Genomic DNA, 20,511 nt, shown 5'->3' on the forward strand with positions numbered 1-20,511 from the left:
CGCTGCTCCCCTTGTATTCACTGGAGCACGGCTCCATCTGGATTGATTAGACTTCAATCTGTCAACGGGTCCGCGCTATAATCACGCGATTTAGGGTTCATTTCCGGTGTTCGCGCCGTAACAACACAAACAAGGCGAAATCATGGTAAGCAAGTTTTTCAGCAAGATATTTGGCAGTCGCAACGAGCGGGTTCTGAAAAAGCTCCGCAAGGTTGTCGATGAAATAGCCGTGTTGGAAGCCGATATCGAAAAACTCGATGATGATGCACTTAAAGCCAAAACCGCAGAGTTTCGCCAGCAGCTGAACGACGGTAAGAGTCTGGATGATATCCTGCCGGAAGCCTTCGCGGTTGTCCGTGAAGCCAGTAAACGTGTGCTGGGTATGCGCCATTTCGACGTCCAGATGATTGGCGGTATGGTGCTCAACGACGGCAGGATTGCCGAGATGAAAACCGGTGAAGGTAAAACGCTGGTGGCGACGCTGGCGGTTTATCTGAATGCGCTTCCCGGCGAAGGCGTTCACGTCATTACCGTGAATGATTACCTGGCACGCCGTGACGCCAACTGGATGAGCAAGCTGTATGGCTTTCTTGGTCTGACGACCGGCGTGATTGTCTCCGGTCTCAGCAGCGAGCAGCGCCGCGAAGCCTATGCTTGTGATATCACCTACGGCACCAATAATGAATTCGGTTTTGATTATCTGCGCGACAATATGGCTTTCCGTATCGAGGAAAAAGTTCAGCGCGGACTCAATTTTGCCGTTATCGACGAGGTCGACTCGATTCTGATTGATGAGGCACGGACACCGCTGATTATTTCCGGTCCCGCGGAAGACAGTTCCGAGCTTTATCAGCAGATCAACACGCTGATTCCCAACCTGGACAGACAGGAAGGGGAAGGTGAGGAAGTCACCAAGCCCGGTGACTACACCGTTGATGAAAAGAACAAACAGGTTCACTTCACAGAAGCCGGTCACGAAAAAATTGAAAAGCTGCTGACTGAAGCCGGTTTGCTGGCAGATGACGCCAGTCTCTACGATGCGGCCAATATCGGTCTGATGCACCATGTCACTGCCGCTTTACGGGCCCATGTTCTGTTCCAGCGCGATGTTGACTATATGGTGCAGGATAATCAGATTGTTATCGTTGATGAATTCACCGGTCGCAGCATGCCTGGTCGTCGCTGGTCTGAAGGCCTGCATCAGGCGGTAGAGGCCAAAGAAGGCGTCAGGATTCAGAACGAAAACCAGACCCTGGCTTCGATTACTTTCCAGAATTATTTCCGTCTCTACAATAAGCTCTCCGGGATGACCGGTACGGCTGATACCGAAGCCTTCGAGCTGAACTCCATTTACGGTCTTGAAGTGGTGGTTATTCCGACCCACAAAGAGATGCAGCGTAAGGATGAGGCGGATCGTATTTACCTGACCGGCAAGGAGAAGTTCCAGGCAATTCTGGAAGATATTCAGGACTGTCAGAAACGCGAACAGCCGGTGCTGGTCGGTACTGCATCAATTGAAAGCTCAGAGCTCCTGTCAGGCTTGTTGAATAAAGCTAAAATTAAACACGAAGTACTGAATGCCAAGTTCCACGAAAAAGAAGCTCAAATCATTGCCAACGCGGGTCGCCCGGGCGCAGTAACCATTGCTACCAATATGGCTGGCCGGGGTACCGATATTGTGCTGGGTGGCAGTCTGGAAGCTGAGCTTGAAGACCTGCCTGAAGACGCCAGTGAGGAAACCAAGGAAAAAATCCGGGCTGACTGGAAGAATCGTCATGACAAAGTGCTCGCTGCAGGTGGTTTGCATATCATCGGCACCGAGCGTCATGAATCCCGCCGTATCGATAACCAGCTGCGCGGTCGCTCCGGTCGTCAGGGTGATCCGGGGTCAACCCGTTTCTATCTGTCACTGGAAGATAACCTGATGCGTATTTTCGCCTCTGAGCGAATGGCCGGCCTGATGCAGAAACTGGGTATGGAAGAGGGCGAAGCCATCGAACATCCCTGGGTGACGCGTGCTATCGAAAATGCCCAGCGTAAGGTCGAGGGTCATAACTTTGATATTCGTAAACAACTGCTGGAATTCGATGATGTGGCCAATGACCAGCGGAAAGTGGTTTATGAGCAGCGCAATGAATTGATGGCAGCGGAAGATGTGTCGGAAACCATCGCCTCAATGCGCGACACCGTTATCAACGACACCATCAGCATTTATATCCCGCCCAACAGTATCGATGAACAATGGGATGTGTCAGGTCTTGAACAGGCGCTGCGTGATGAATATGCGCTGGAACTCGACATCAGTGATTGGCTGGAAAATGATGATAGCCTGCACGAGGAAAGCCTGCGCGAACGTATTCTGGAAGAGGCTGAAAAAGCCTATAAGGCGAAAGAAGAGACTGTCGGTGAAGAGCTGATGCGCCACTTCGAGAAAGCAGTGATGCTTCAGACGCTGGATAGCCAGTGGAAAGAACACCTGGCGCAGATGGACTATCTGCGTACCGGTATCAATCTGCGGGGTTATGCACAGAAAGATCCCAAGCAGGAATATAAGCGTGAGTCTTTCAGCCTGTTCACCACCATGCTCGATAATATTAAACACGAAGTGATTCGAGTCATCTCGCGGGTTCAGGTGCGGGCGCCGGAAGATGTTGATGCCGTCGATCAGCAGCGCCGTCAGAGTGGCGATGTGCAGTATCAGCACGATGATGCCCAGAAAATGGGACAGCAAGAAGCTGAAGCCGAGTCTGAAACACCTCAGGCCTCACAACCTTATACCCGTGACGGCAGCAAAGTCGGTCGTAATGATCCCTGTCCCTGTGGCAGCGGTAAAAAATTCAAACACTGTCACGGAGCCATCAATTAATGGCAGTTAATCTGACTGCACCGACAGCTGAAGATTTGTTGCCGGTAGCCGGTATTCGACTGGCGACTGCCAGTGCCGGGATTAAAAAGCCCGGCCGTCAGGATGTGGTACTGATTGAGCTGGCTGAAGGTAGTGAAACGGCTGCCGTTTATACCCGTAATGCTTTTTGTGCTGCACCGGTCATATTGGCAAGGCAGAATCAGAAACATACTGCCAGTCGTTACCTGCTGATTAATTCCGGCAATGCCAATGCCGGTACGGGTGAAACGGGAATGCGGGCAGCCAGGCAATGCTGCCAGTCGCTGGCGGATTTGGCCGGTGTTGATGCGACTGCTGTGCTGCCGTTTTCAACCGGAGTTATCGGCCAGCCACTACCGGTCGACAAGATAACGGCTGTGTTGCCTGAAGCGATGCAATCACTGGCTGAAGACAACTGGTTGCAGGCCGCTCAGGCGATCATGACCACCGACACGGTAGCCAAAGCCAAGTCAATGCAACTGACGCTGGCTGGCAAGACGGTGATCATCACCGGTATGTCCAAGGGTTCCGGCATGATTCGGCCTGATATGGCGACCATGCTGGCCTATATCACCACCGATGCTGCAGTCAGTCACGCTGTTTTGACCACCATGCTGCATAAAGCGATGAACCAGTCATTTAACCGTATCACCGTCGATGGGGATACGTCGACCAATGATGCCTGTGTCCTGGTCGCTACCGGACAAGCCGCTAACAAAACCATTGACAGTATTACCAGCGAAGAAGGTGAGCGTTTACTGACTGCACTGACCGAGATCTGCCGCTATCTGGCACAGGCCGTCGTGCGCGATGGTGAGGGTGCGACCAAGTTTATCTCAATCTACATAAAACAGGGCAAGAGTCAGGAAGAGTGCCGCATGGCAGCTTATGCCATTGCCCACTCACCTCTGGTTAAAACCGCCTTGTTTGCTTCCGATCCTAACTGGGGACGGATTCTGGCTGCCGTTGGCCGTAGCGGGATTGAAGGGCTTGATGTCAGTACGGTGACCATTAATATCGGCGATGTCTGCATCGTTGACCAGGGCCAGCCTGCCGCTGATTACACTGAAGAAAAAGGCCAGGCGGTGATGAACGAAGCTGAAATCGATATTACGGTCTGGCTGGGGCGTGGTCAGGCAGAAGATATGGTCTGGACCTGCGATTTTTCCTACGACTACGTCAAAATCAACGCTGAATACCGCACCTGATCAGTCATGTCTGAACCTAGAATCACCACCCTGAGCGAGTTTCTGCATCACAGCGGTGCGAAATACCGGGTATTCGATATGGGCCGGCGGGTAAGCAAACTCAGCCCGGATCAGTTCGTCAGCTTTGAATGGGCACAAAAGCCTTATCCTCTGCCGTTTCAGCGCAGCGCTTTGTTTGGTGTGATTTTCTGGCATCCTGATAAAGCCGATAAGCATTATGTCTGGTTCCTGAAATTTCCGCTTGATGAACAGGGACTGTTGCTGCAGTCGGCTCGTGACGAATTTCTGGTGATGCTGCTCGAACGTGTCGGTGAATGCATGCTGGCGGCGGCCGATGGTAAACAGATCGAAGGTGCTTTGAAAGATAGCCCTTATACCTTCACCCCGCGAGAAGACAAGATGGCGGCATTTAATGCCCATGCGACCAGGAGTCTGGCTTTGAAGCCGTCTTCTTTTTATGCCGAAGCTTACGCCTATTTCACAGGTAAGAGACCGTTGGACAGCTGGGACAAGCTGGGCATGCAGGGCGTTGCCGATGTCGCAGTGCGACTGGATGATAATCAGGAAACGCTGGGACTCATCGAGACTCTGCCACGAATCCCCTATGAACCGTTTAACGTGCTCAGCACCTTTCTGGAGAATGCAGAGCCGGCAGCCGGAATTGTCGAAGTGCTGTCTCAGCGCGTTGATGTTCAGCTGGAGAAAAAGCAGCCGGATATCAGTATGATTTGCGCCTGTCTGCGTGCCGCATCCAACAGTCCGGCAAGAGGTCTGGTCGATCAGATGGTCAAGCACGTTCTCAAGCACCCGTGCAGCCAGCATGTCGAAGTGCTGGCGGTGCTGAGCGGACGTTGCTGGCGATCGCTGCAGCAGAACACACTCTGCCAGCTTTACATGGAGCAGCTGGCCCATAATAGTGCCGGCTACGAGGCCTTCAGCCAGTTACTGGCTGATCTGGTGTTCGTGCCGGGCATGCGTGAGCCGGTCATGCAGGCTTTGCGTCATCCCGAACGTTCCAAAAAGCTGTCTCAGTTTGTCGGCAAGATGTTCGGCTGATCAGTCGAGATTCTTTTCGACGATACCCGTGTCGATACCATCAATGGTTTTCTGATTGCTTCGCCGCCAGTATTCCCTGATTCCGACCTCACCCTGCTTTTCTGCCCAGTTATTGAGCTGTTCACGCTCACCGGCAAAATCGAATAAAGGAACGGCCATACCGCAGGAGGTCTGCACCAAATCAATGTTCAGATCAAAAATCTGACGGGCACCGGGCAGGGGATCAAACAAGGGAAATAGACCTTGCCAGTCCGGATCTTTCTGGTGAATCACCCGGGCTGTGCCATAGATCCGCAGTATCATCGGTTTGCCTTTGAAGGAGGCAAACATCAATGTCATGCGGGGGTTCTGCTGCACATGGGCCGCGGTCTCATTACCGCTACCGGTTACATTGAGCCAGATAATTCGCCGGTCATTCATTACCCGCAATGAATCCATTCCCTTGGGCGAGATATTAACGCGGCTGTCTTCGGTCGCGGTACCGACAAAAAACAGATGCTGTTCGTAAATAAATTGAATCAGGCGGTCTGATAATGAATGGAATCTTTGTCCCATCTGCTTTTCCTGTTAGTCAGGCTGCCTGGCAACACGAGTTTGCCATTCCTGCTCCATCATCAGTTCCAGCGTGGATTCGACCCGGTCAATAAACACCCGGCCTTCAGTGTGATCGAGCTCATGCTGGAAGACCCGTGCCAGAAAGCCTTCATAGCGGATTTCCACCGTCTCACCATCACGGGTGAGATAACGTACATCTATCCAATCATAACGTGGCACAAGGCCACGGATACCCGGCAGGCTCAGACAGCCTTCCCAGTCCTTAGTGACGCTATCGGCATGAGCCAGAATTTCCGGGTTGATGACTACAAAAGGCGGTACATCCGGTGCGTAGGGATAACGGGCATTGGCATGCGATGACAGAATAAAAAAGCGGCGGCTGATGCCGACCTGCGGTGCAGCAATGCCCATCCCGCCTTTGTCGATAACAAAGGAAAGCAGTTGATCCAGTTGCGCCTGAAAGGCGGGATCATTAACGTCAGCCACTGGTTCGGCTGACTGCCTCAACAGCGGGTGACCCAACTGGTGAATATGAAAATCAGCGTTCATATCGTCGGGGCTTGCAGGGGATCCTGTAATCTAAACCATCCTGCAATACTGTAACGGTCACGCATTGATTTGACTACTTCATGTGGGAATTGCTCACTGAGAAAAATCACAAATGTGCCGAAATTGGGATTGACCGTTGCAATCACTTCATCAGAACCCGGTGCGTAAATCAGTAACTGGCCGCCATCTTCTGACTGCCAGTCGGGATTCAGATAGAGCACGGTGGTCAGCACCCGGTTTGACTGGCCTTTAAAAGCATCAAGATGCTTTTTATAAAAGGCGCCAGGCGCATAGTGTGCATAGTGTGACTCGTAATCGAACAGGCCCATAAACAGGCGACGGTTCATTGCCAGACGAAATTCAGCCATCTGATCAATATAGGCGCGGTCTGTCGGGTGATCTTCAGCCAGCCAGCGGGTCTGGTCACGGCGAACGCTGTTGTTTAACTGAAATTCCAGATCGCGGCCAATACCAGCACGCTGAAAATCAGTCTCATCCAGTCTGGCGACACGGCGATGCAGCGCGATATTGAGTTCTGCAGGCAACAGTTGCGGTAAAACACAATAACCTTCGTCTGCCAGTGCATCAGCAATCAGATCATAGGTGGATTCAAAAGGTTGAACGAGCGCTTTCAATCATGGGATCTCCATACAAACCTGCCGGCAGAAATTAAGCCGGACACCGTTTTCTGCCCAGACGCAGCGCCTGAAAAAGATGGGCAGCATGACATAAGGTGCGAGTTTGAACGGGCGCTAAAAATAGCACATTTTGTTGATTTGTGTGGACTTTTTAGCCGAAAAACCAATAGGCCACGGTAATGGCAGCAATAATGCCGGCAAAGTCAGCAGCAAGGCCGCAGCCAACAGCATGACGGATGTTGCGGATGCCAACGGCCCCGAAGTAGACGGCCAGCACATAAAATGTCGTTTCGGTGCTGCCCTGAACAATGGATGCCAGCCGACCAGCGAAGGAGTCAGCACCATAGGCCTGCATGGTATCCACCATCATTGCGCGGGCGCCGCTGCCGCTGAATGGTTTCATCAGTGCTGTTGGCATCGCATCAATAAAGCGATCATCAAGGCCCATGCCTAAAACCAGACTGCGCAGGCCGTCAAAGATTAACTCCAGCGCGCCGCTGGCACGGAACACGCCAATGGCAACCAGCATGGCCACCAGGTAAGGGATGATTCTCACCGCGGTTTCAAAGCCTTCTTTAGCCCCATCAATAAAGGCTTCGTAGGCATTCACTCTTTTCAGCGCGGCAGCACTGATAAAGATCACGACCAGAGAGAACAGAATGAGATTGCTGATAAAAGCCGACTGATTGAGCATCGCCTCCTGTGACAGGCTGGCAAAGTAAGCCAGTAAACCGACGACCAGCAGGGTAAATCCACCCAGATAGGCCAGCACCACCCGATCCAGCAGATTGATTTTCTGGACCCAGGCCACGGTCAGCAGACCAATCAGGGTCGACATATAAGTCGCCAGCAGGATCGGGATAAACACATCGGTCGGATTGGCTGCGCCCATCTGGGCACGGTAGGTAAAGATGGTGACTGGGAACAGCGTGACCGCAGAGGTGTTGATAACCAGAAACAGAATCTGGGCATTACTGGCTGTATCCTTGAGGGGATTCAGCGCCTGCAGCTCTTTCATCGCTTTTATGCCGAGTGGTGTGGCGGCATTATCCAGTCCGAGGGCATTGGCGGAGATATTCATCACCATGGAGCCCAGTGCCGGGTGATGACGCGGAATTTCAGGCATCAGCCGCTGGAATAGCGGTGTCAGGCCCCGGGTCAGCAAATCGACAAAACCGCTGCGTTCTCCGATTTTCATAATACCCAGCCACAGCGCCAGAATACCGGTCAGACCCAGAGAAATTTCAAAGGCGGTTTTGGCCAGTTCAAACATCGCCTCCATCAACTGGGAAAACACCATCTGATCGCCGAGCACGATTAGCTTGAACAGCGCTACCGCAAAGGCGATAAGAAAAAAGGCGATCCAGATGATATTCAGCATGCGGCTTATTGTGGCATGCCGGTTTCAAGAGAGGAAGCCGGAAAGCGTCAGGCTTTCCGGCTAAGCTGTGAATGAGAACTGCTTATCAGGGTTGTTTGCTGTGACCCGGTTTGGTTTTACCGGCTTTGGCGGCTTTACGCGGACCATTTTTTCTCGGCATTTTACGCGTGGCCGGCGAGGCAGGACGTTTATCATTGCTGCTTTCAGCCAGACTGATTTGCAGTTGGTGTTGATTAACCCATATCTTACGCAAATGCTGAAAGATATCTTTGGGCATGCCTTCAGGCAGATCAATAAAACTGTGATCAGTCATAATCGAAATCCGGCCAATAAACTGGCTGTCGAGTCCGGCCTCGTTGGCAATGGCGCCGACCAGGTGTTTCGGCTCCACGTTGTGTTCACTGCCGACTTCTACCCGGTAGGTGATCATGCCCGCTTCAGTCTGGTGACGTGAACGATCCCGGGGTTCTCTGGCTGGTCGTTCCGCACGTGGCGGTCTGTCAGCCTGTACAGCTTTATCACGAGCCGGTTTGCGTTCACTGATATGAGACACCGGGTTCAGCGGCCGTTGCTTTTGTACCAGAAACGCCAGTGCCGCAGCCAGTTCGAGCGGATCGGCGTTATGTTCTTCCTGATACTGGGCAATCAGCGTTTCAAAGAAGCCGAGATCCTGGGACTCAATAGTTTCGGTCAGATGCTCCTTGAATGCCATCACCCGACGATCAGCGATATCTTCACTGCTGGGTAACTGCATGCGGGCAATTGTCTGCCGGGTAGCTTTTTCAATGGCCGCCAGCATGCGTTTTTCTCTCGGGGAGACAAACAGAATCGCTTCACCTTTACGACCGGCACGGCCGGTACGGCCGATACGGTGGACGTAGGATTCAGTATCGTAAGGGATGTCGTAGTTAACGACATGGCTCATGCGCTCGATATCAAGGCCGCGGGCAGCAACATCGGTAGCGACGAGAATATCGATCTGGCCGGCTTTCATTTTTTCAATGGTTTTTTCACGCAGGGCCTGGTTCATATCACCATTGATGGCAGCAGCGGCATAACCTCGCGCTTCCAGTTTTTCAGCCAAATCCACCGTCGCATTCTTGGTGCGCACGAAGATGATCATGCCGTCGAAATTTTCGACTTCCAGAATCCGGGTCAGCGCGTCCAGTTTGTGCAGACCGGTGACCTGCCAGTAACGCTGGTTAATGGTATCAACCGTCGAGGTCTTGGACTTGATATGGACTTCCACCGGATTTTTCAGATAGCGCTGAGCGACACGATGAATCGGCTTGGGCATGGTGGCGGAGAACAGGGCGACCTGTCTCTCCTGCGGTGTTTCCTGCAGGATGGTTTCGACATCGTCAATAAAGCCCATGCGCAGCATCTCGTCGGCTTCATCCAGTACCAGTGAACGTAATGATTCCAGCAGCAGTTTGCCGCGACGGATATGATCCAGAATCCGACCCGGCGTACCTACAATCACCTGTGGATTGCGTTGCAGTGCACGCAGTTGCAGCCCCATGCTCTGACCACCGTAAATCGGTAAAACGTGGAAGTTTTTAATATGCCGGCCATAGCCCTGAATCGCTTCGGCGACCTGAATAGCCAGTTCGCGGGTAGGAGTCAAAACCAGCAGTTGCGGTGTTTTTTGCGAGGTATCCAGACGGCTCAGCAGCGGTAGGGCGAAGGCAGCGGTTTTACCGGTACCGGTCTGCGCCTGACCCAGCAGGTCACGACCTTCCAGCAGTGGCGGGATACTTTGTGCCTGAATCGGCGAGGGTGTTTCATAACCGGCTTCTTGTATTGCTTTGAGAATAGCCGGGGTAATGCCTAACTCAGTGAATGAGGGCATCGTTTCACGATGTTCTGTGGACATGTATTAACCTGTGATGGTCAGTTTTGAACGCAAAACTGATAAGCGGGCGTGTAAAACCTCATATTATACGGGGCTGATAGCAGAAAATACAGGAAAAACATTTGTTTATTGACGGAGTGGCAAGCTATGCCCATCAGGCTTTATGATGGAGACAGGCAAGCGTTAAGGATACGTTGATGGACCCGTTTTCAGTTGATGCTTACACCCCGCAGCAAATTGCTGCGCGGGTGCAGCAAGTGGGAGTGACAAAAATCACCGGCGATCCGCTGCAGGTGCTTGCCCTTGCCATTCTGGCGGGTGCTTTTATCGCTCTCGGCGCTGCCTTTTTTACCGTTGTGACTTACGACACTGGCAGCATCGCCGGTGGCCTGTTACGGTTGCTGGGTGGTCTGGTATTTTGCCTTGGTTTGATTCTGGTTGTGGTCGCAGGGGCAGAACTCTTTACCGGAAACAACCTCATTGTCATGGCGTATGTTGACGGTAAGGTCACACTGGGCCAGCTGCTGAAAAACTGGTTGATTGTTTATCTGGGCAATTTTATCGGGGCGATGGGCATTTTGCTGATGATTTATCTAAGCGGTCACTGGCAGACAGCGGATGGAGCTGTCGGTGCCAAAGCCATTGCGATCGCCAACAGCAAAGTGAACCTGACCTGGCTGGAAGCCTTTTTCCGCGGCATTTTATGCAATGTGCTGGTGTGTCTGGCCTTGTGGCTATGTTTTGCGGGCAGAACAGTGGTGGATAAGGTACTGGCGATTCTATTCCCGATTACCGCCTTTGTTGCCATGGGCTTTGAACACTCCGTGGCGAATATGTTTTTTATCCCAGCAGGTATGCTCGCCAGCCAAGACCCGGCCATGCTGCAGGCTGTGATGCCAGTCAATCTCGACAATTTAACCGTATCGGGTTTCCTGTGGGACAACCTTCTGCCTGTTACCCTTGGCAATATGCTGGGTGGCGGCTTATTTGTCGGGTTGGTCTACTGGTTTATTTACCTGCGAAAAAATAAGGAGCGTAGCAATGACTGATCATATTTATAAAATTATTGAACTTACCGGCAGCTCACCTGAGGGCACCGATCAAGCGATTCGCAGTGCTGTCAGAAAAGCAGGCGAGACAGTCAAGCATATGGACTGGTTTGAAGTGGTGGAGACCCGCGGTTCGATTCAGGGGGGAGATGTGCAGTTCTGGCAGGTCACGATCAAGGTCGGTTTCCGTATTGAAAGCTGATTGTACTGACTGGTGATGCGTACCGAGATTGTCATTATCGGTGCGGGCACGGCAGGTCTCGCGGCAGCCAAAGAGGTCAGCAAGCAGACAGCGGATTTTATGCTCATCGATCCCGGTCCGCTGGGTACCACCTGTGCCCGGGTCGGTTGCATGCCCTCCAAGCTGTTGATTGAGGCCGCCAACGCCTATCATCGACGCCTGAGCTTTGAAGCGTTCGGCATCCGTCATGCTGATAAGCTGAAAGTCGATATGGCGGCAGTGATGGCGCGTGTCCGGGAGCTTCGTGATTTCTTTGTTGACAGCACCCTCAAGGCGACCCAGCGCTTCAGTAAGCAATTACTGAAGGAAAGAGCCTGCCTGCTGGGACCGAACCGGGTTGAAGCCGGTGATAGGATCATTGATTGTCAGAAAATCATTGTCGCGACTGGCTCACGGCCTATTGTCCCTGATAACTGGCTGCACTTCAGCGAGCATATTCTGACCAGTGATAATCTGTTTGATCAGCGCGGTTTTGCAGAATCGGTTGCGGTTATCGGGCTGGGCGCCATTGGTCTGGAAATTGCCCAGGCTCTGAGCCGTCTTGGTGTTAATGTGACCGCCTTCGGCACCGATGAACTGCTGGCCGGGCTGAGTGATAACGCTGTTAATCAGGCCCTGCTGGCGAGTTTGCAGAAAGAGTTTGTGTTGAAGCTGGGCGAGGAAGCCGCACTGGAAAAATCGACTCGAGGCATTCAGGTCACAGCCGGCGATTTCTGCGATGAATTCGGCCAGGTAATTGTGGCGATAGGTCGTCAGCCCAATCTGGACAATATCGGGCTTGAAAACCTGGGTCTCCAGCTTGATGAACAGGGTTTGCCGGCGGTTAATCCCCATACGTTGCAGATCGAGGACCTGCCGGTTTTTATCGCCGGTGATGTTCGTGCGGATAGCATGTTGTTACATGAAGCGGCTGATGATGGCCGCATTGCCGGGCATAATGCGGTGGCTGAATCTGTCTCCTCATACTGCCGTCGCACGCCGCTTAGCGTGGTGTTTAGTGAGCCTGAAGTGGCTCTTGTCGGCCATACCGCCACAGAACTTGAAAAACAAGACTATGTGGCCGGCGAAGCCGATTTTTCCAGCCAGGGCCGGGCGCGGGCGGCGCAGACGAATGCCGGTTTTCTGAGAGTTTATGCCAACAAACAAAGCGGTAAATTGCTTGGCGCCGAGATGGCAGCGCCCCGTGCCGGGCACATGGCACATCTGCTGGCTTTGGCGATTCAACAAGAGCTGACCACGACACAAATGCTGGCTATGCCGATTTACCATCCGGTGGTGGAAGAAGGTTTACGTACAGCACTGCGTGATCTGCAGTCAAAAATCGTCAAAAAAGACGGTTTTGATCTGTCCCGTTGTGAAGCGATGAACGCCGAAGCGCTGGACTAGCTATCAAGCTTTTCAAATGTATGCACCCAGACCTCTTGTGCATCATTCCAGTCCATACCGGCGTGCATACTGATAATCAGTTGCTTGTAGGTGCTCAGATCGGGAAAACCCTCTGCTCTGGCATCGGTTTCGGTCATCTCTCCCAGGGACTGACGTTCGAGTCCGGTAATCACAAAGTCTGCTGAACCCAGCGTGAAGGTTTCACCGGGGTAGCCATAGACACCATTGCGCCGTTGCTGGGTTTTACGCCCGGCCAGCGCGGCATCGACCAGTCGCTGATGTGTCACCAGCCGGTCTATCTCACAGGTTTTAGGAGGGTAGTCTGAGTGTTGTTCTGACATTTATTTATCTATCCGGGTGAATTTAGAGCCTTCCAGTGTCAGGTTGAACATCAGGCCCTTGTTACTGAACATAAAGCCGACAATCGGATCTTCGATATCAATGGTATTGATATCCTCACCGGCGCCCCATTCGACCACGGCAACGGATCCGTCAACGCCGGCTTTCCAGCCTTTGCTGTTGCGGAAATACTTCAAAGAGTCCTCAGCCAGAAAAACAATGACCAAAGATTTACTCTGCGCACCGAGCTGTAAACCGATGGAGGCAGCTGCTGTACTGTAATAAGAAACGGTTTCGCCGTTAATCAGCAAAGCGCCTTCACCATACTCACCACCGATGCCGAAACCGGCTTTGATGATCTTGGGGAACACCAGAACACCGGCTGCCCGCTCAAGAAACTGCGCCCCGCCGGGCACTTCCGATTTAAATTTTTTCAGCGTTTCACTCACGCCGATATCAATTTCGGTGGCCGAGGCCGCCAACGTCAGTGCCGGGCTGGCAAAAAACATCATGCCCAGACAGGCCATCAAGATAGCCCATTTTTTCGCGAAATCCTTATGTAGCTGTTTCATGAATGTTCCCTCATCGGTTGAGTATGTATCTACACTAGCATGAAAAAATGACAAAAGTTGAGACCTTATTTCAGTAACAGCGCCTCTTTTTTAGTTTATGCCCAGACTTTGCAGATATTCATCGTAGCTGCCATGGAAATCCGTGAGTCCTTCGGCTTCCATATCAAAGATACGGGTAGCCAGTGAAGAGACGAATTCACGATCGTGACTGACAAAAAACAGTGTCCCGTCGAATTGTTCCAGCGCCATATTGAGCGATTCAATCGACTCCATATCCATATGGTTGGTCGGTTCGTCCATCACCAGGATATTGGGGCGCTGCAGAATCAGTTTGCCCAGCAGCATCCGGCCTTTCTCACCACCGGACAATACATTGACCTTTTTATCGATGATATGGCCTGAGAAAAGCAGTCTACCCAGCGTGCCGCGAATGACCTGTTCATCGTCATCCGGCCCGGCCCACTGGGCCATCCAGTCATACAGATTCATGTCACTTTTAAACAAGTGATCATGATCCTGAGCGTAATAACCGATATTGGCATTCTCCGACCATTTCACTTCTCCGCTCTGGGGCGGCATCTCGCCTATCAGGGTTTTGACCAGTGTGGACTTACCAATACCGTTGGGACCGATAATAGCAATTCGTTCTCCCACTTCGGTGATAAAACTGAAATCCTCGAACAGCGGTTTTTCGCCGTTATAAAACTGGCTGATTCTGCTGACTTCCAGCGCATTACGGAACAGTTTCTTTTCCTGGTTGAAACGAATATAGGGATTGACCCGGCTGGAAGGTTTGATGTCATCCAGTTGAATTTTTTCAATCTGCTTCTGCCGAGAGGTGGCCTGCTTGGCTTTGGAAGCGTTGGCGGAAAAACGGGAAACGAATTCCTGCAGTTCCTTGATTTGGGCTTTTTTCTTGGCATTATCCGCCTGCAGGCGTTCGCGGGCCTGCGTTGAGGCAATCATATAGTCGTCGTAATTGCCGGGGTAAACGCGCAGCTCACCGTAATCCATATCGGCCATATGGGTGCAGACACTATTCAGAAAGTGACGATCATGAGAAATGATCACCATGGTGCTGTTACGCTGGTTCAAAATATCTTCCAGCCAGCGGATGGTGTTTATATCCAGATGGTTGGTAGGCTCATCGAGCAGCAGAATATCCGGATCAGCAAACAGCACCTGTGCCAGCAGAATTCGCAGCTTCCAGCCAGGCGCGATTTCACTCATCGGTCCGTAGTGTTGTTCAACCGGAATACCGACGCCCAGCAATAACTCGCCGGCGCGGGCTTCAGCGGTGTAGCCGTCGAGTTCAGCATATTGACCTTCGAGTTCGGCAACCTTGATGCCGTCTTCTTCACTCATTTCCGGCAGACTGTAGATGCGATCGCGTTCGTGGTGCACTTCCCACAGGGCCTTGTCACCCATGATGACGACGTCAATGACACGCTGATCTTCGTAAGCGAACTGATCCTGTTTCAGAACCGCAAAAGATTCGTTGGGATCCCGGCTGACATTTCCGGAGCTGGGCTCCAGATCACCGGCCAGAATTTTCATGAAGGTAGATTTACCACAGCCATTGGCGCCGATCAGGCCATAGCGGTTACCGTCTCCGAATTTAACCGAGACGTTTTCGAACAGGGGCTTGGCCCCGAATTGCATGGTGATGTTGGCAGTACTTAGCAAGAGACAGATCCTGAGGAGAGCCCATGGGGCGATGTGAAAAACGCGCCATTATACACAGACTTAGCGGCTGCGAATAAGGGCCAGTTTGGCTTGTCGATTGAGTTTTTTAATGGCCGCTTCGCGTTTGGAAGCGCTGCTGCGGTCAGGATGGGTTTCGTGATACACCAGTTTCCGCGCCGGGCTGGTATGAAAGAAGCGGGCACCACCGCTTTGGTTGCGGTGTTGTTCAAAGCGGCGGGACAGATCGGTTGTAATGCCGGTGTAAAGTTTACCGTTGTCGGCTTCGATAATATAAACGAACCAGTTAGCGCCTTTTTCGGGCTGGGCGGTCACTGTTCAAACCTGTCCAGCAGCGTAGCGCATTTATGTATCAGCATCAAAGTCCAGTGCAACGGAGTTAATACAGTAACGAAGACCGGTCGGTGCCGGGCCGTCATCAAAAACATGGCCCAGATGGGCATCACAGTGCCTACAGCGCACTTCGGTACGGTCCATACCATGACTGTAGTCAGCATGGTGGGTGACGGCATCGACATCCACCTGAGCATAAAAGCTGGGCCAGCCACAGCCGGAATCAAACTTGGTCGTAGAGTTGAAAAGGGGCTGATGACAACAGACACAGCGATAGGTGCCGTCATCCTGTTTGTCGACATAAGCACCGGAAAAAGGGGGCTCGGTACCGGCCTTGCGGGTCACAAAATACTGATCTTCAGTCAGCTGCTCTCGCCATTGAGAGTCGGTTTTTTCAAGTTTGTCAGACATGTTTTGCACAACAGTTCAGCTTCGACTGGACGTCATTGTAAGCAAAGCTGTACAAAAATTCAGCAGTGGAGCGCATTTTCTGAAAAAAAAGCCGGCCTGGAGAAGGCCGGCAAAACTCGGTTTTCAGATTTAAGAGAGAGGGAGTATCAATGCGCGGTGAAGAAAGGCATCTCAGCTCCATCGGTTATAAATAATAATGATTTGCATTTAGCTTTGCAAGTGTTTTTTTACATTTTTTGTCTAAGCTAATTCAAATTCAGCATAAGGCCTTTTATACAGGCAGGCTGATCCGCATTTGGAGTCCGCCTTGAGGACGGTTTTTCGCTTCAATCTGACCACGATGTGCCGCCACCGCACGCTGTGCGATAGTCAGTCCCAGCCCGATACCATCACGCCGTTGCGGCTCGCCGCGGAAAAACGGCCGGAATAATTTATCCAGATCGGCATCGCTGACACCCGGTCCTTCATCGTCAATAATGATTTCAAAGTACTTGCCCGTCGCATCCAGACCGGCGCGGAGACTGATATTGTCGCCGGCATCACTGAACTTGATAGCATTGCGCAGCACATTTTCAATGGCACGATGCAGCAGTTCCTGCTGTCCAGGCAGACTGACATGACCATCATGCTGATAGAGGATGTGAACGGCTTTGGCCTCAGCCTCAAAACGGGCATCGGCGACGATTTCGTCGAGTAGCAGATTGATATCAATGTCTGTCGGCTGATGATGACTGACCCCGGTTTCCATTCGCGATAGCAGCAATAGCTCGCCAACCAGGTCGCTCATTCTTTCTGCTTCTTTTTCCAGCCGGGTGAGCGTGCTGTCGACCTTTTCCGGCTGCTGCTGGGCAATGCCGATGGCAGCCTGCATGCGGGCGAGAGGAGAACGCAGTTCATGAGAAACATCATGGAGTAACTGGCGCTGACCATTGACCAGGCTGCTAATCTGGGAAGTCATAAAATCGAAATTTTCACCCAGTTCTGCGAGCTCATCCCGACGTTTTTTCATGACCGGACCCACGCGGGTGTCGAGCTTACCGTCGGCTACAGACTGAAATGCCTGTTTGAGACTGCTGATGGGGCGGGTGAAATACCAGGCGAGCAGACCGCTGAAAAACAAACTCGCCAGTAAGGCTGAGATAATAATCAGTAACAAGGGCAAATGTTTCAGTACCCAGCTTTTCTTGAACAGGGGGCCCCGCGCTTTTTCCGGCTCTGCCAGAGGGGCGTAGAGCAACCACTGCTGATTGTCGATTTTGATTTGTTCAACAATACGATCTTTACCTTTGGCAAGCAGTAGTCTTGCCTGTGACAGTGCTGACACATCAACGCTGCGTCCCAGCAAATCCTGATTATCTGTATTGACGGCCATCACCGTCATCAGCTTGTTTTGCTGACTTTGCTTGAGAAAAGCTGACAGCGCCTCCATACCCTGCGTCCGACTGATATCGGCAGCCACCTGGACATAGGGAAAACCGTGATAGTCAATCAGCCTCTCATCCCGCGACAGCGGATCATCGTCAGTGGCATTTTTGAGCCAGACAAAACTGCCGGTACTAATCGCTGCTGCCAGCAAAGTCAGCCAGAAAGAGAAGAAAAATTTCCAGAACAGTCGGCCCATGCCTATTCCTTGATTAGTTGATAGCCCTGACCGCGGATGGTCTGGATCAGGTGGTGACCGTCTGCATGCTGGCCCAGCTTCTGGCGGATGCTGCTCATATGCACATCAATACTGCGATCAAATCTCGCCAGCGGTCGTCCCAAAGCCTGTTGTGACAGAGCCTGTTTACTGACGACATGTCCAGCCTGACGTGCCAGCACCTCAAGCAGGTTGAATTCGGTACTGGTCAGATCCAGTATTTCATCAAACCAGAATGCCTGGCGGCTTTCGGAAAAAATGGAGAGCGGGCCGATATTGAGCTGATGCTGTTCATGGCGGTTGGTATATTCGGTACGCCTCAAAATAGCGCGAATGCGGGCGACCAGTTCTCGCGGCGAGCAGGGTTTGGGGACGTAATCATCAGCGCCGGACTCAAGACCGATGATTCGATCGATATCATCGCCTTTTGCTGTGAACATCAAGACCGGTATCAGGCTGTGCTGGCGGATCTGCCGCAGGATATCGGTACCTTTGATATCAGGCAACATCATATCCAGGATGACAAGCTCGAACCGACCGGATAAAGCCGCCTCCAGCCCATCTTTACCGTTGAAACGGGTCTCGACTTTGAACTGCTCCTGCTGAAGGTAATCCTCAAACAGCTCAGCCAGTTCGACATCGTCATCAATAATGAGTACAGAAGCCACCATTCAACCTCTTTCTATGATGAGCTAATCATAGCGACTCACTATGGCTGCAACCAGTGTACAGAACACATCTTTACTTATTTTTACTTGTCACTAACGTTTCTTTACCGGCATCTGGCTGATACTGACAGCGTGTTTTGCACAGCCTCCAAGGCTTAATTTTGATTCTCAAAAGGAGATCTATGATGAAAAAACTGATGATGGCGTTATGTTTGATCCCGCTGATGGGCGTTGCTCATGCTGCTGAGCACGAGCCAAAACAATGTGATGATCATAAACATCATATGAAACACAAGAAGACTGGCGATATGCCGTTTTATCTGCGTGATATCGATCTGACCGCTACCCAGCAAGCCCAGGTGAAAGCGATGATGGAAAAACGTCATGCCGATCGCAAGGCTGGCAAAGGCGAATACTGGGAAATCAAAAAAGCGATTCATGAACTGACTCGCGCTGAAGACCTGAATGAAGCTGAACTGGAAAAACTCATCGATAAATCCATGACGATAAAAAAAGAAGCGGCGATGGCGCGAGCCCGTTTCCATCATGAGATATACAATTTGCTGACTGCTGAACAGCAGCAACAGCTGGAAGCCAGACTGGAAGCATGGAAACAAAAGCACAAACAGTCCTGATCAAAAGGACCTGATTACAAGCACGGTGCCCTTATCCTCTCCTATCCTGCAAATGGGGCACTGTGCTTTTTTATTTGAGTCTGGATAATTCGGTCAGCGCATAGCCTTGCGGGTAGCCCTTGGCGCGGATATTGAAATAATACTGGCAATAGGCCGAAAAGTTATGCGGTGTACCCTGCGTTGGCAAGTGCGTGAAGCTATCAATCAGGCTGACGGCACTTTCTTCAATGCCTATTTCCCGCAACATATCTTCCAGCTGAACGGCCCGGTTGGCTATCATCCGCGGACTCTCACGAAAATGCAGTGAGGCTTTGTTCAACAAATTAACCCGATGCGGCTGACTGGTGACCTCACCTTCAAGGGCAGCCTGACTGCGAATAATCAGCCAGTCTGCAGGATTAATCTGATGGTGCGCCTCCAACCACCGCGGCACTTCCTCATTTGATGGTGGGTTGTTGACCGAGCTGTCACTGGATAAATCAAAGTCGTCCTCACTGCAGGCGACGAGAGTAAGGAAGAGCAGCAGGTAAAAAAGGTGGATCAGTCTCACCGGATTTCCTTTTATGTCATAGCAAACTGAGACTAGCAGGCATCCATTTAGAAATGCATTAGCGTGCTTCCTGCTTTTGCCAGGGAGGTCTTCCCAAGCCAGCAGAAACAACATGAATTAGGTATTATCAGGAGCAATAGCAGCGAGAGGACAAGCAATGGTTTTGGAAAAAGCCCCCGACTGGCAAGCTGCTTTGCAGCCTGAGTTCGAAGCACCCTATATGCAGAATCTTAAGCAGTTTCTGCGTAGCGAAAAAGATAAACAGAAAGTCATTTACCCGCATTCAGCCAATTGGTTTCACGCCTTGGAGACTACCCCGCTGAATGAGGTCAAAGTTGTCATCCTGGGGCAGGACCCTTATCATCAGCCGGGCCAGGCGCACGGTCTGTGTTTTTCGGTTCAGCCCGGTATTAAAATTCCGCCATCGCTGATGAATATTTATAAAGAGCTGGACAGTGATCTGGGCATCAAACCGGTGAATCATGGCTACCTGGAAAGCTGGGCCAGGCAGGGAGTGTTGCTGCTCAATGCCGTGCTGACGGTAGAGGAATCTAATGCTAATTCCCATCAGGGTAAGGGCTGGGAGCAGTTTACCGACAAGGTCATTGAGACTATCAATGAACAACGCAACAATGTGGTTTTTATGTTGTGGGGCAGTTATGCCCAGCGTAAAGGCAGTGTGATCGACCCCCGTAAGCATCTGGTGCTGACAGCACCGCATCCATCACCACTCTCCGCCCACCGCGGTTTTCTGGGCTGCCGGCATTTTAGTCAGGCCAATCAGTATCTTGAAGACCATGGCCAGACCCCGATTAACTGGCAGTTGCCAGAGACGCCAACTTAGTACAAATCCTGATC

General features: G+C 51.7%; 21 protein-coding genes. 8 read left to right on the forward strand and 13 right to left on the reverse strand.

Going from position 1 to position 20,511, the window contains the following annotated elements; translation table 11 throughout:
• Positions 1–142 precede the first annotated feature (142 nt).
• The 3 genes from secA to FH755_RS10600 are packed head-to-tail and all read left to right on the forward strand — an operon-like array spanning position 143 to position 5,148.
• Positions 143–2,866 (forward strand): preprotein translocase subunit SecA, encoded by a 2,724-nt coding sequence (gene secA / locus FH755_RS10590; RefSeq protein WP_292441089.1) that lies wholly within the window; start codon positions 143–145, stop codon positions 2,864–2,866.
• Positions 2,866–4,092 carry a bifunctional glutamate N-acetyltransferase/amino-acid acetyltransferase ArgJ gene (argJ, locus tag FH755_RS10595; RefSeq protein ID WP_292441090.1) on the forward strand — a complete coding sequence of 409 codons (1,227 nt, stop codon included), beginning with the start codon at positions 2,866–2,868 and terminating at the stop codon, positions 4,090–4,092. The genes secA and argJ overlap by 1 nt, the downstream gene beginning before the upstream one ends.
• 6 nt (positions 4,093–4,098) lie before the next feature.
• On the forward strand, positions 4,099–5,148 hold the full coding sequence (locus FH755_RS10600) for a DUF3549 family protein (RefSeq protein ID WP_292441091.1): 1,050 nt from the start codon (positions 4,099–4,101) through the stop codon (positions 5,146–5,148).
• On the opposite strand, the gene FH755_RS10605 is transcribed toward FH755_RS10600, so the two are convergent.
• From FH755_RS10605 to FH755_RS10625, 5 genes are all read right to left on the reverse strand, one after another.
• Entirely contained in the window at positions 5,149–5,703 is a 555-nt protein-coding gene (locus FH755_RS10605) for a pyridoxamine 5'-phosphate oxidase family protein (RefSeq protein WP_292441092.1), read from the reverse strand.
• 12 nt (positions 5,704–5,715) lie between these two features.
• Positions 5,716–6,252, reverse strand: coding sequence for a peptide deformylase (gene def, locus FH755_RS10610; protein WP_292441093.1), 537 nt, complete (start codon positions 6,250–6,252; stop codon positions 5,716–5,718).
• On the reverse strand, positions 6,249–6,887 hold the full coding sequence (locus FH755_RS10615) for a 2OG-Fe(II) oxygenase (RefSeq protein WP_292441094.1): 639 nt from the start codon (positions 6,885–6,887) through the stop codon (positions 6,249–6,251). The genes def and FH755_RS10615 overlap by 4 nt, the downstream gene beginning before the upstream one ends.
• 154 nt (positions 6,888–7,041) lie before the next feature.
• Positions 7,042–8,271, reverse strand: coding sequence for a spore maturation protein (locus tag FH755_RS10620; RefSeq protein WP_292441095.1), 1,230 nt, complete (start codon positions 8,269–8,271; stop codon positions 7,042–7,044).
• Positions 8,272–8,356: 85 nt separating this feature from the next.
• Complete coding sequence (locus tag FH755_RS10625) at positions 8,357–10,147, reverse strand: DEAD/DEAH box helicase (protein WP_292441096.1); 1,791 nt, start codon at positions 10,145–10,147, stop codon at positions 8,357–8,359.
• 176 nt (positions 10,148–10,323) lie between these two features.
• Between FH755_RS10625 and FH755_RS10630 the strand changes: the two genes are divergently transcribed.
• From FH755_RS10630 to FH755_RS10640, 3 genes are read left to right on the forward strand one after another with little or no spacing between them, the layout of a single operon-like run.
• Positions 10,324–11,175, forward strand: coding sequence for a formate/nitrite transporter family protein (locus FH755_RS10630; protein WP_292441097.1), 852 nt, complete (start codon positions 10,324–10,326; stop codon positions 11,173–11,175).
• Positions 11,168–11,377 (forward strand): dodecin, encoded by a 210-nt coding sequence (locus FH755_RS10635; protein WP_292441098.1) that lies wholly within the window; start codon positions 11,168–11,170, stop codon positions 11,375–11,377. The genes FH755_RS10630 and FH755_RS10635 overlap by 8 nt, the downstream gene beginning before the upstream one ends.
• Positions 11,378–11,392: 15 nt before the next feature.
• Positions 11,393–12,802 carry a dihydrolipoyl dehydrogenase gene (locus FH755_RS10640; protein ID WP_292441099.1) on the forward strand — a complete coding sequence of 470 codons (1,410 nt, stop codon included), beginning with the start codon at positions 11,393–11,395 and terminating at the stop codon, positions 12,800–12,802.
• Here the strand turns inward: FH755_RS10640 and FH755_RS10645 are convergent.
• The 7 genes from FH755_RS10645 to FH755_RS10675 all read right to left on the reverse strand — a co-directional run bounded on the left by FH755_RS10645 (position 12,799) and on the right by FH755_RS10675 (position 18,471).
• The gene (locus FH755_RS10645; protein ID WP_292441100.1) at positions 12,799–13,143 is read right to left on the reverse strand and encodes an ASCH domain-containing protein; all 345 of its coding nucleotides are present in this window, start codon (positions 13,141–13,143) and stop codon (positions 12,799–12,801) included. The two genes, FH755_RS10640 and FH755_RS10645, sit on opposite strands and share 4 nt — an antisense overlap.
• Positions 13,144–13,713: a YSC84-related protein gene (locus FH755_RS10650; RefSeq protein WP_292441101.1), complete on the reverse strand. Its 570-nt coding sequence runs from the start codon at positions 13,711–13,713 to the stop codon at positions 13,144–13,146.
• Positions 13,714–13,803: 90 nt separating this feature from the next.
• Complete coding sequence (locus FH755_RS10655) at positions 13,804–15,399, reverse strand: ABC-F family ATPase (protein WP_292441102.1); 1,596 nt, start codon at positions 15,397–15,399, stop codon at positions 13,804–13,806.
• 60 nt (positions 15,400–15,459) lie between these two features.
• Complete coding sequence (locus FH755_RS10660) at positions 15,460–15,732, reverse strand: GIY-YIG nuclease family protein (protein ID WP_292441103.1); 273 nt, start codon at positions 15,730–15,732, stop codon at positions 15,460–15,462.
• A gap of 30 nt (positions 15,733–15,762) precedes the next feature.
• Positions 15,763–16,161 (reverse strand): peptide-methionine (R)-S-oxide reductase MsrB, encoded by a 399-nt coding sequence (msrB, locus tag FH755_RS10665; protein WP_292441104.1) that lies wholly within the window; start codon positions 16,159–16,161, stop codon positions 15,763–15,765.
• A gap of 271 nt (positions 16,162–16,432) precedes the next feature.
• On the reverse strand, positions 16,433–17,782 hold the full coding sequence (locus FH755_RS10670) for an ATP-binding protein (protein ID WP_292441105.1): 1,350 nt from the start codon (positions 17,780–17,782) through the stop codon (positions 16,433–16,435).
• Positions 17,783–17,784: 2 nt separating this feature from the next.
• Positions 17,785–18,471 (reverse strand): response regulator transcription factor, encoded by a 687-nt coding sequence (locus tag FH755_RS10675; protein ID WP_366658759.1) that lies wholly within the window; start codon positions 18,469–18,471, stop codon positions 17,785–17,787.
• 179 nt (positions 18,472–18,650) lie between these two features.
• Here FH755_RS10675 and FH755_RS10680 point away from each other — a divergent pair, with 179 nt between their 5' ends.
• On the forward strand, positions 18,651–19,103 hold the full coding sequence (locus FH755_RS10680) for a Spy/CpxP family protein refolding chaperone (protein ID WP_292441106.1): 453 nt from the start codon (positions 18,651–18,653) through the stop codon (positions 19,101–19,103).
• A 70-nt stretch (positions 19,104–19,173) separates the two neighbouring features.
• Here the strand turns inward: FH755_RS10680 and FH755_RS10685 are convergent, their stop codons facing one another.
• Entirely contained in the window at positions 19,174–19,653 is a 480-nt protein-coding gene (locus FH755_RS10685; protein WP_292441107.1) for a hypothetical protein, read from the reverse strand.
• A 157-nt stretch (positions 19,654–19,810) separates the two neighbouring features.
• Here FH755_RS10685 and ung point away from each other — a divergent pair, with 157 nt between their 5' ends.
• Positions 19,811–20,497 carry a uracil-DNA glycosylase gene (gene ung, locus FH755_RS10690; protein WP_292441108.1) on the forward strand — a complete coding sequence of 229 codons (687 nt, stop codon included), beginning with the start codon at positions 19,811–19,813 and terminating at the stop codon, positions 20,495–20,497.
• The last annotated feature ends 14 nt before the right edge of the window (positions 20,498–20,511 follow it).

The sequence above is a fragment of the Methylophaga sp. genome (assembly GCF_009711715.1).
In the GTDB taxonomy this organism is placed as follows: Bacteria; Pseudomonadota; Gammaproteobacteria; order Nitrosococcales; family Methylophagaceae; genus Methylophaga.

Bases quoted from the DNA above. Each gene is read 5' to 3' on its own strand.
- secA (WP_292441089.1), top strand. From the start codon at position 143: ATGGTAAGCAAGTTTTTCAGCAAGATATTTGGCAGTCGCAACGAGCGG.
- argJ (WP_292441090.1), top strand. From the start codon at position 2,866: ATGGCAGTTAATCTGACTGCACCGACAGCTGAAGATTTGTTGCCGGTA.
- FH755_RS10600 (WP_292441091.1), top strand. From the start codon at position 4,099: ATGTCTGAACCTAGAATCACCACCCTGAGCGAGTTTCTGCATCACAGC.
- FH755_RS10605 (WP_292441092.1), bottom strand. From the start codon at position 5,703: ATGGGACAAAGATTCCATTCATTATCAGACCGCCTGATTCAATTTATT.
- def (WP_292441093.1), bottom strand. From the start codon at position 6,252: ATGAACGCTGATTTTCATATTCACCAGTTGGGTCACCCGCTGTTGAGG.
- FH755_RS10620 (WP_292441095.1), bottom strand. From the start codon at position 8,271: ATGCTGAATATCATCTGGATCGCCTTTTTTCTTATCGCCTTTGCGGTA.
- FH755_RS10625 (WP_292441096.1), bottom strand. From the start codon at position 10,147: ATGTCCACAGAACATCGTGAAACGATGCCCTCATTCACTGAGTTAGGC.
- FH755_RS10630 (WP_292441097.1), top strand. From the start codon at position 10,324: ATGGACCCGTTTTCAGTTGATGCTTACACCCCGCAGCAAATTGCTGCG.
- FH755_RS10635 (WP_292441098.1), top strand. From the start codon at position 11,168: ATGACTGATCATATTTATAAAATTATTGAACTTACCGGCAGCTCACCT.
- FH755_RS10640 (WP_292441099.1), top strand. From the start codon at position 11,393: ATGCGTACCGAGATTGTCATTATCGGTGCGGGCACGGCAGGTCTCGCG.
- FH755_RS10645 (WP_292441100.1), bottom strand. From the start codon at position 13,143: ATGTCAGAACAACACTCAGACTACCCTCCTAAAACCTGTGAGATAGAC.
- FH755_RS10650 (WP_292441101.1), bottom strand. From the start codon at position 13,713: ATGAAACAGCTACATAAGGATTTCGCGAAAAAATGGGCTATCTTGATG.
- msrB (WP_292441104.1), bottom strand. From the start codon at position 16,161: ATGTCTGACAAACTTGAAAAAACCGACTCTCAATGGCGAGAGCAGCTG.
- FH755_RS10670 (WP_292441105.1), bottom strand. From the start codon at position 17,782: ATGGGCCGACTGTTCTGGAAATTTTTCTTCTCTTTCTGGCTGACTTTG.
- FH755_RS10675 (WP_366658759.1), bottom strand. From the start codon at position 18,471: ATGGTGGCTTCTGTACTCATTATTGATGACGATGTCGAACTGGCTGAG.
- FH755_RS10680 (WP_292441106.1), top strand. From the start codon at position 18,651: ATGATGAAAAAACTGATGATGGCGTTATGTTTGATCCCGCTGATGGGC.
- ung (WP_292441108.1), top strand. From the start codon at position 19,811: ATGGTTTTGGAAAAAGCCCCCGACTGGCAAGCTGCTTTGCAGCCTGAG.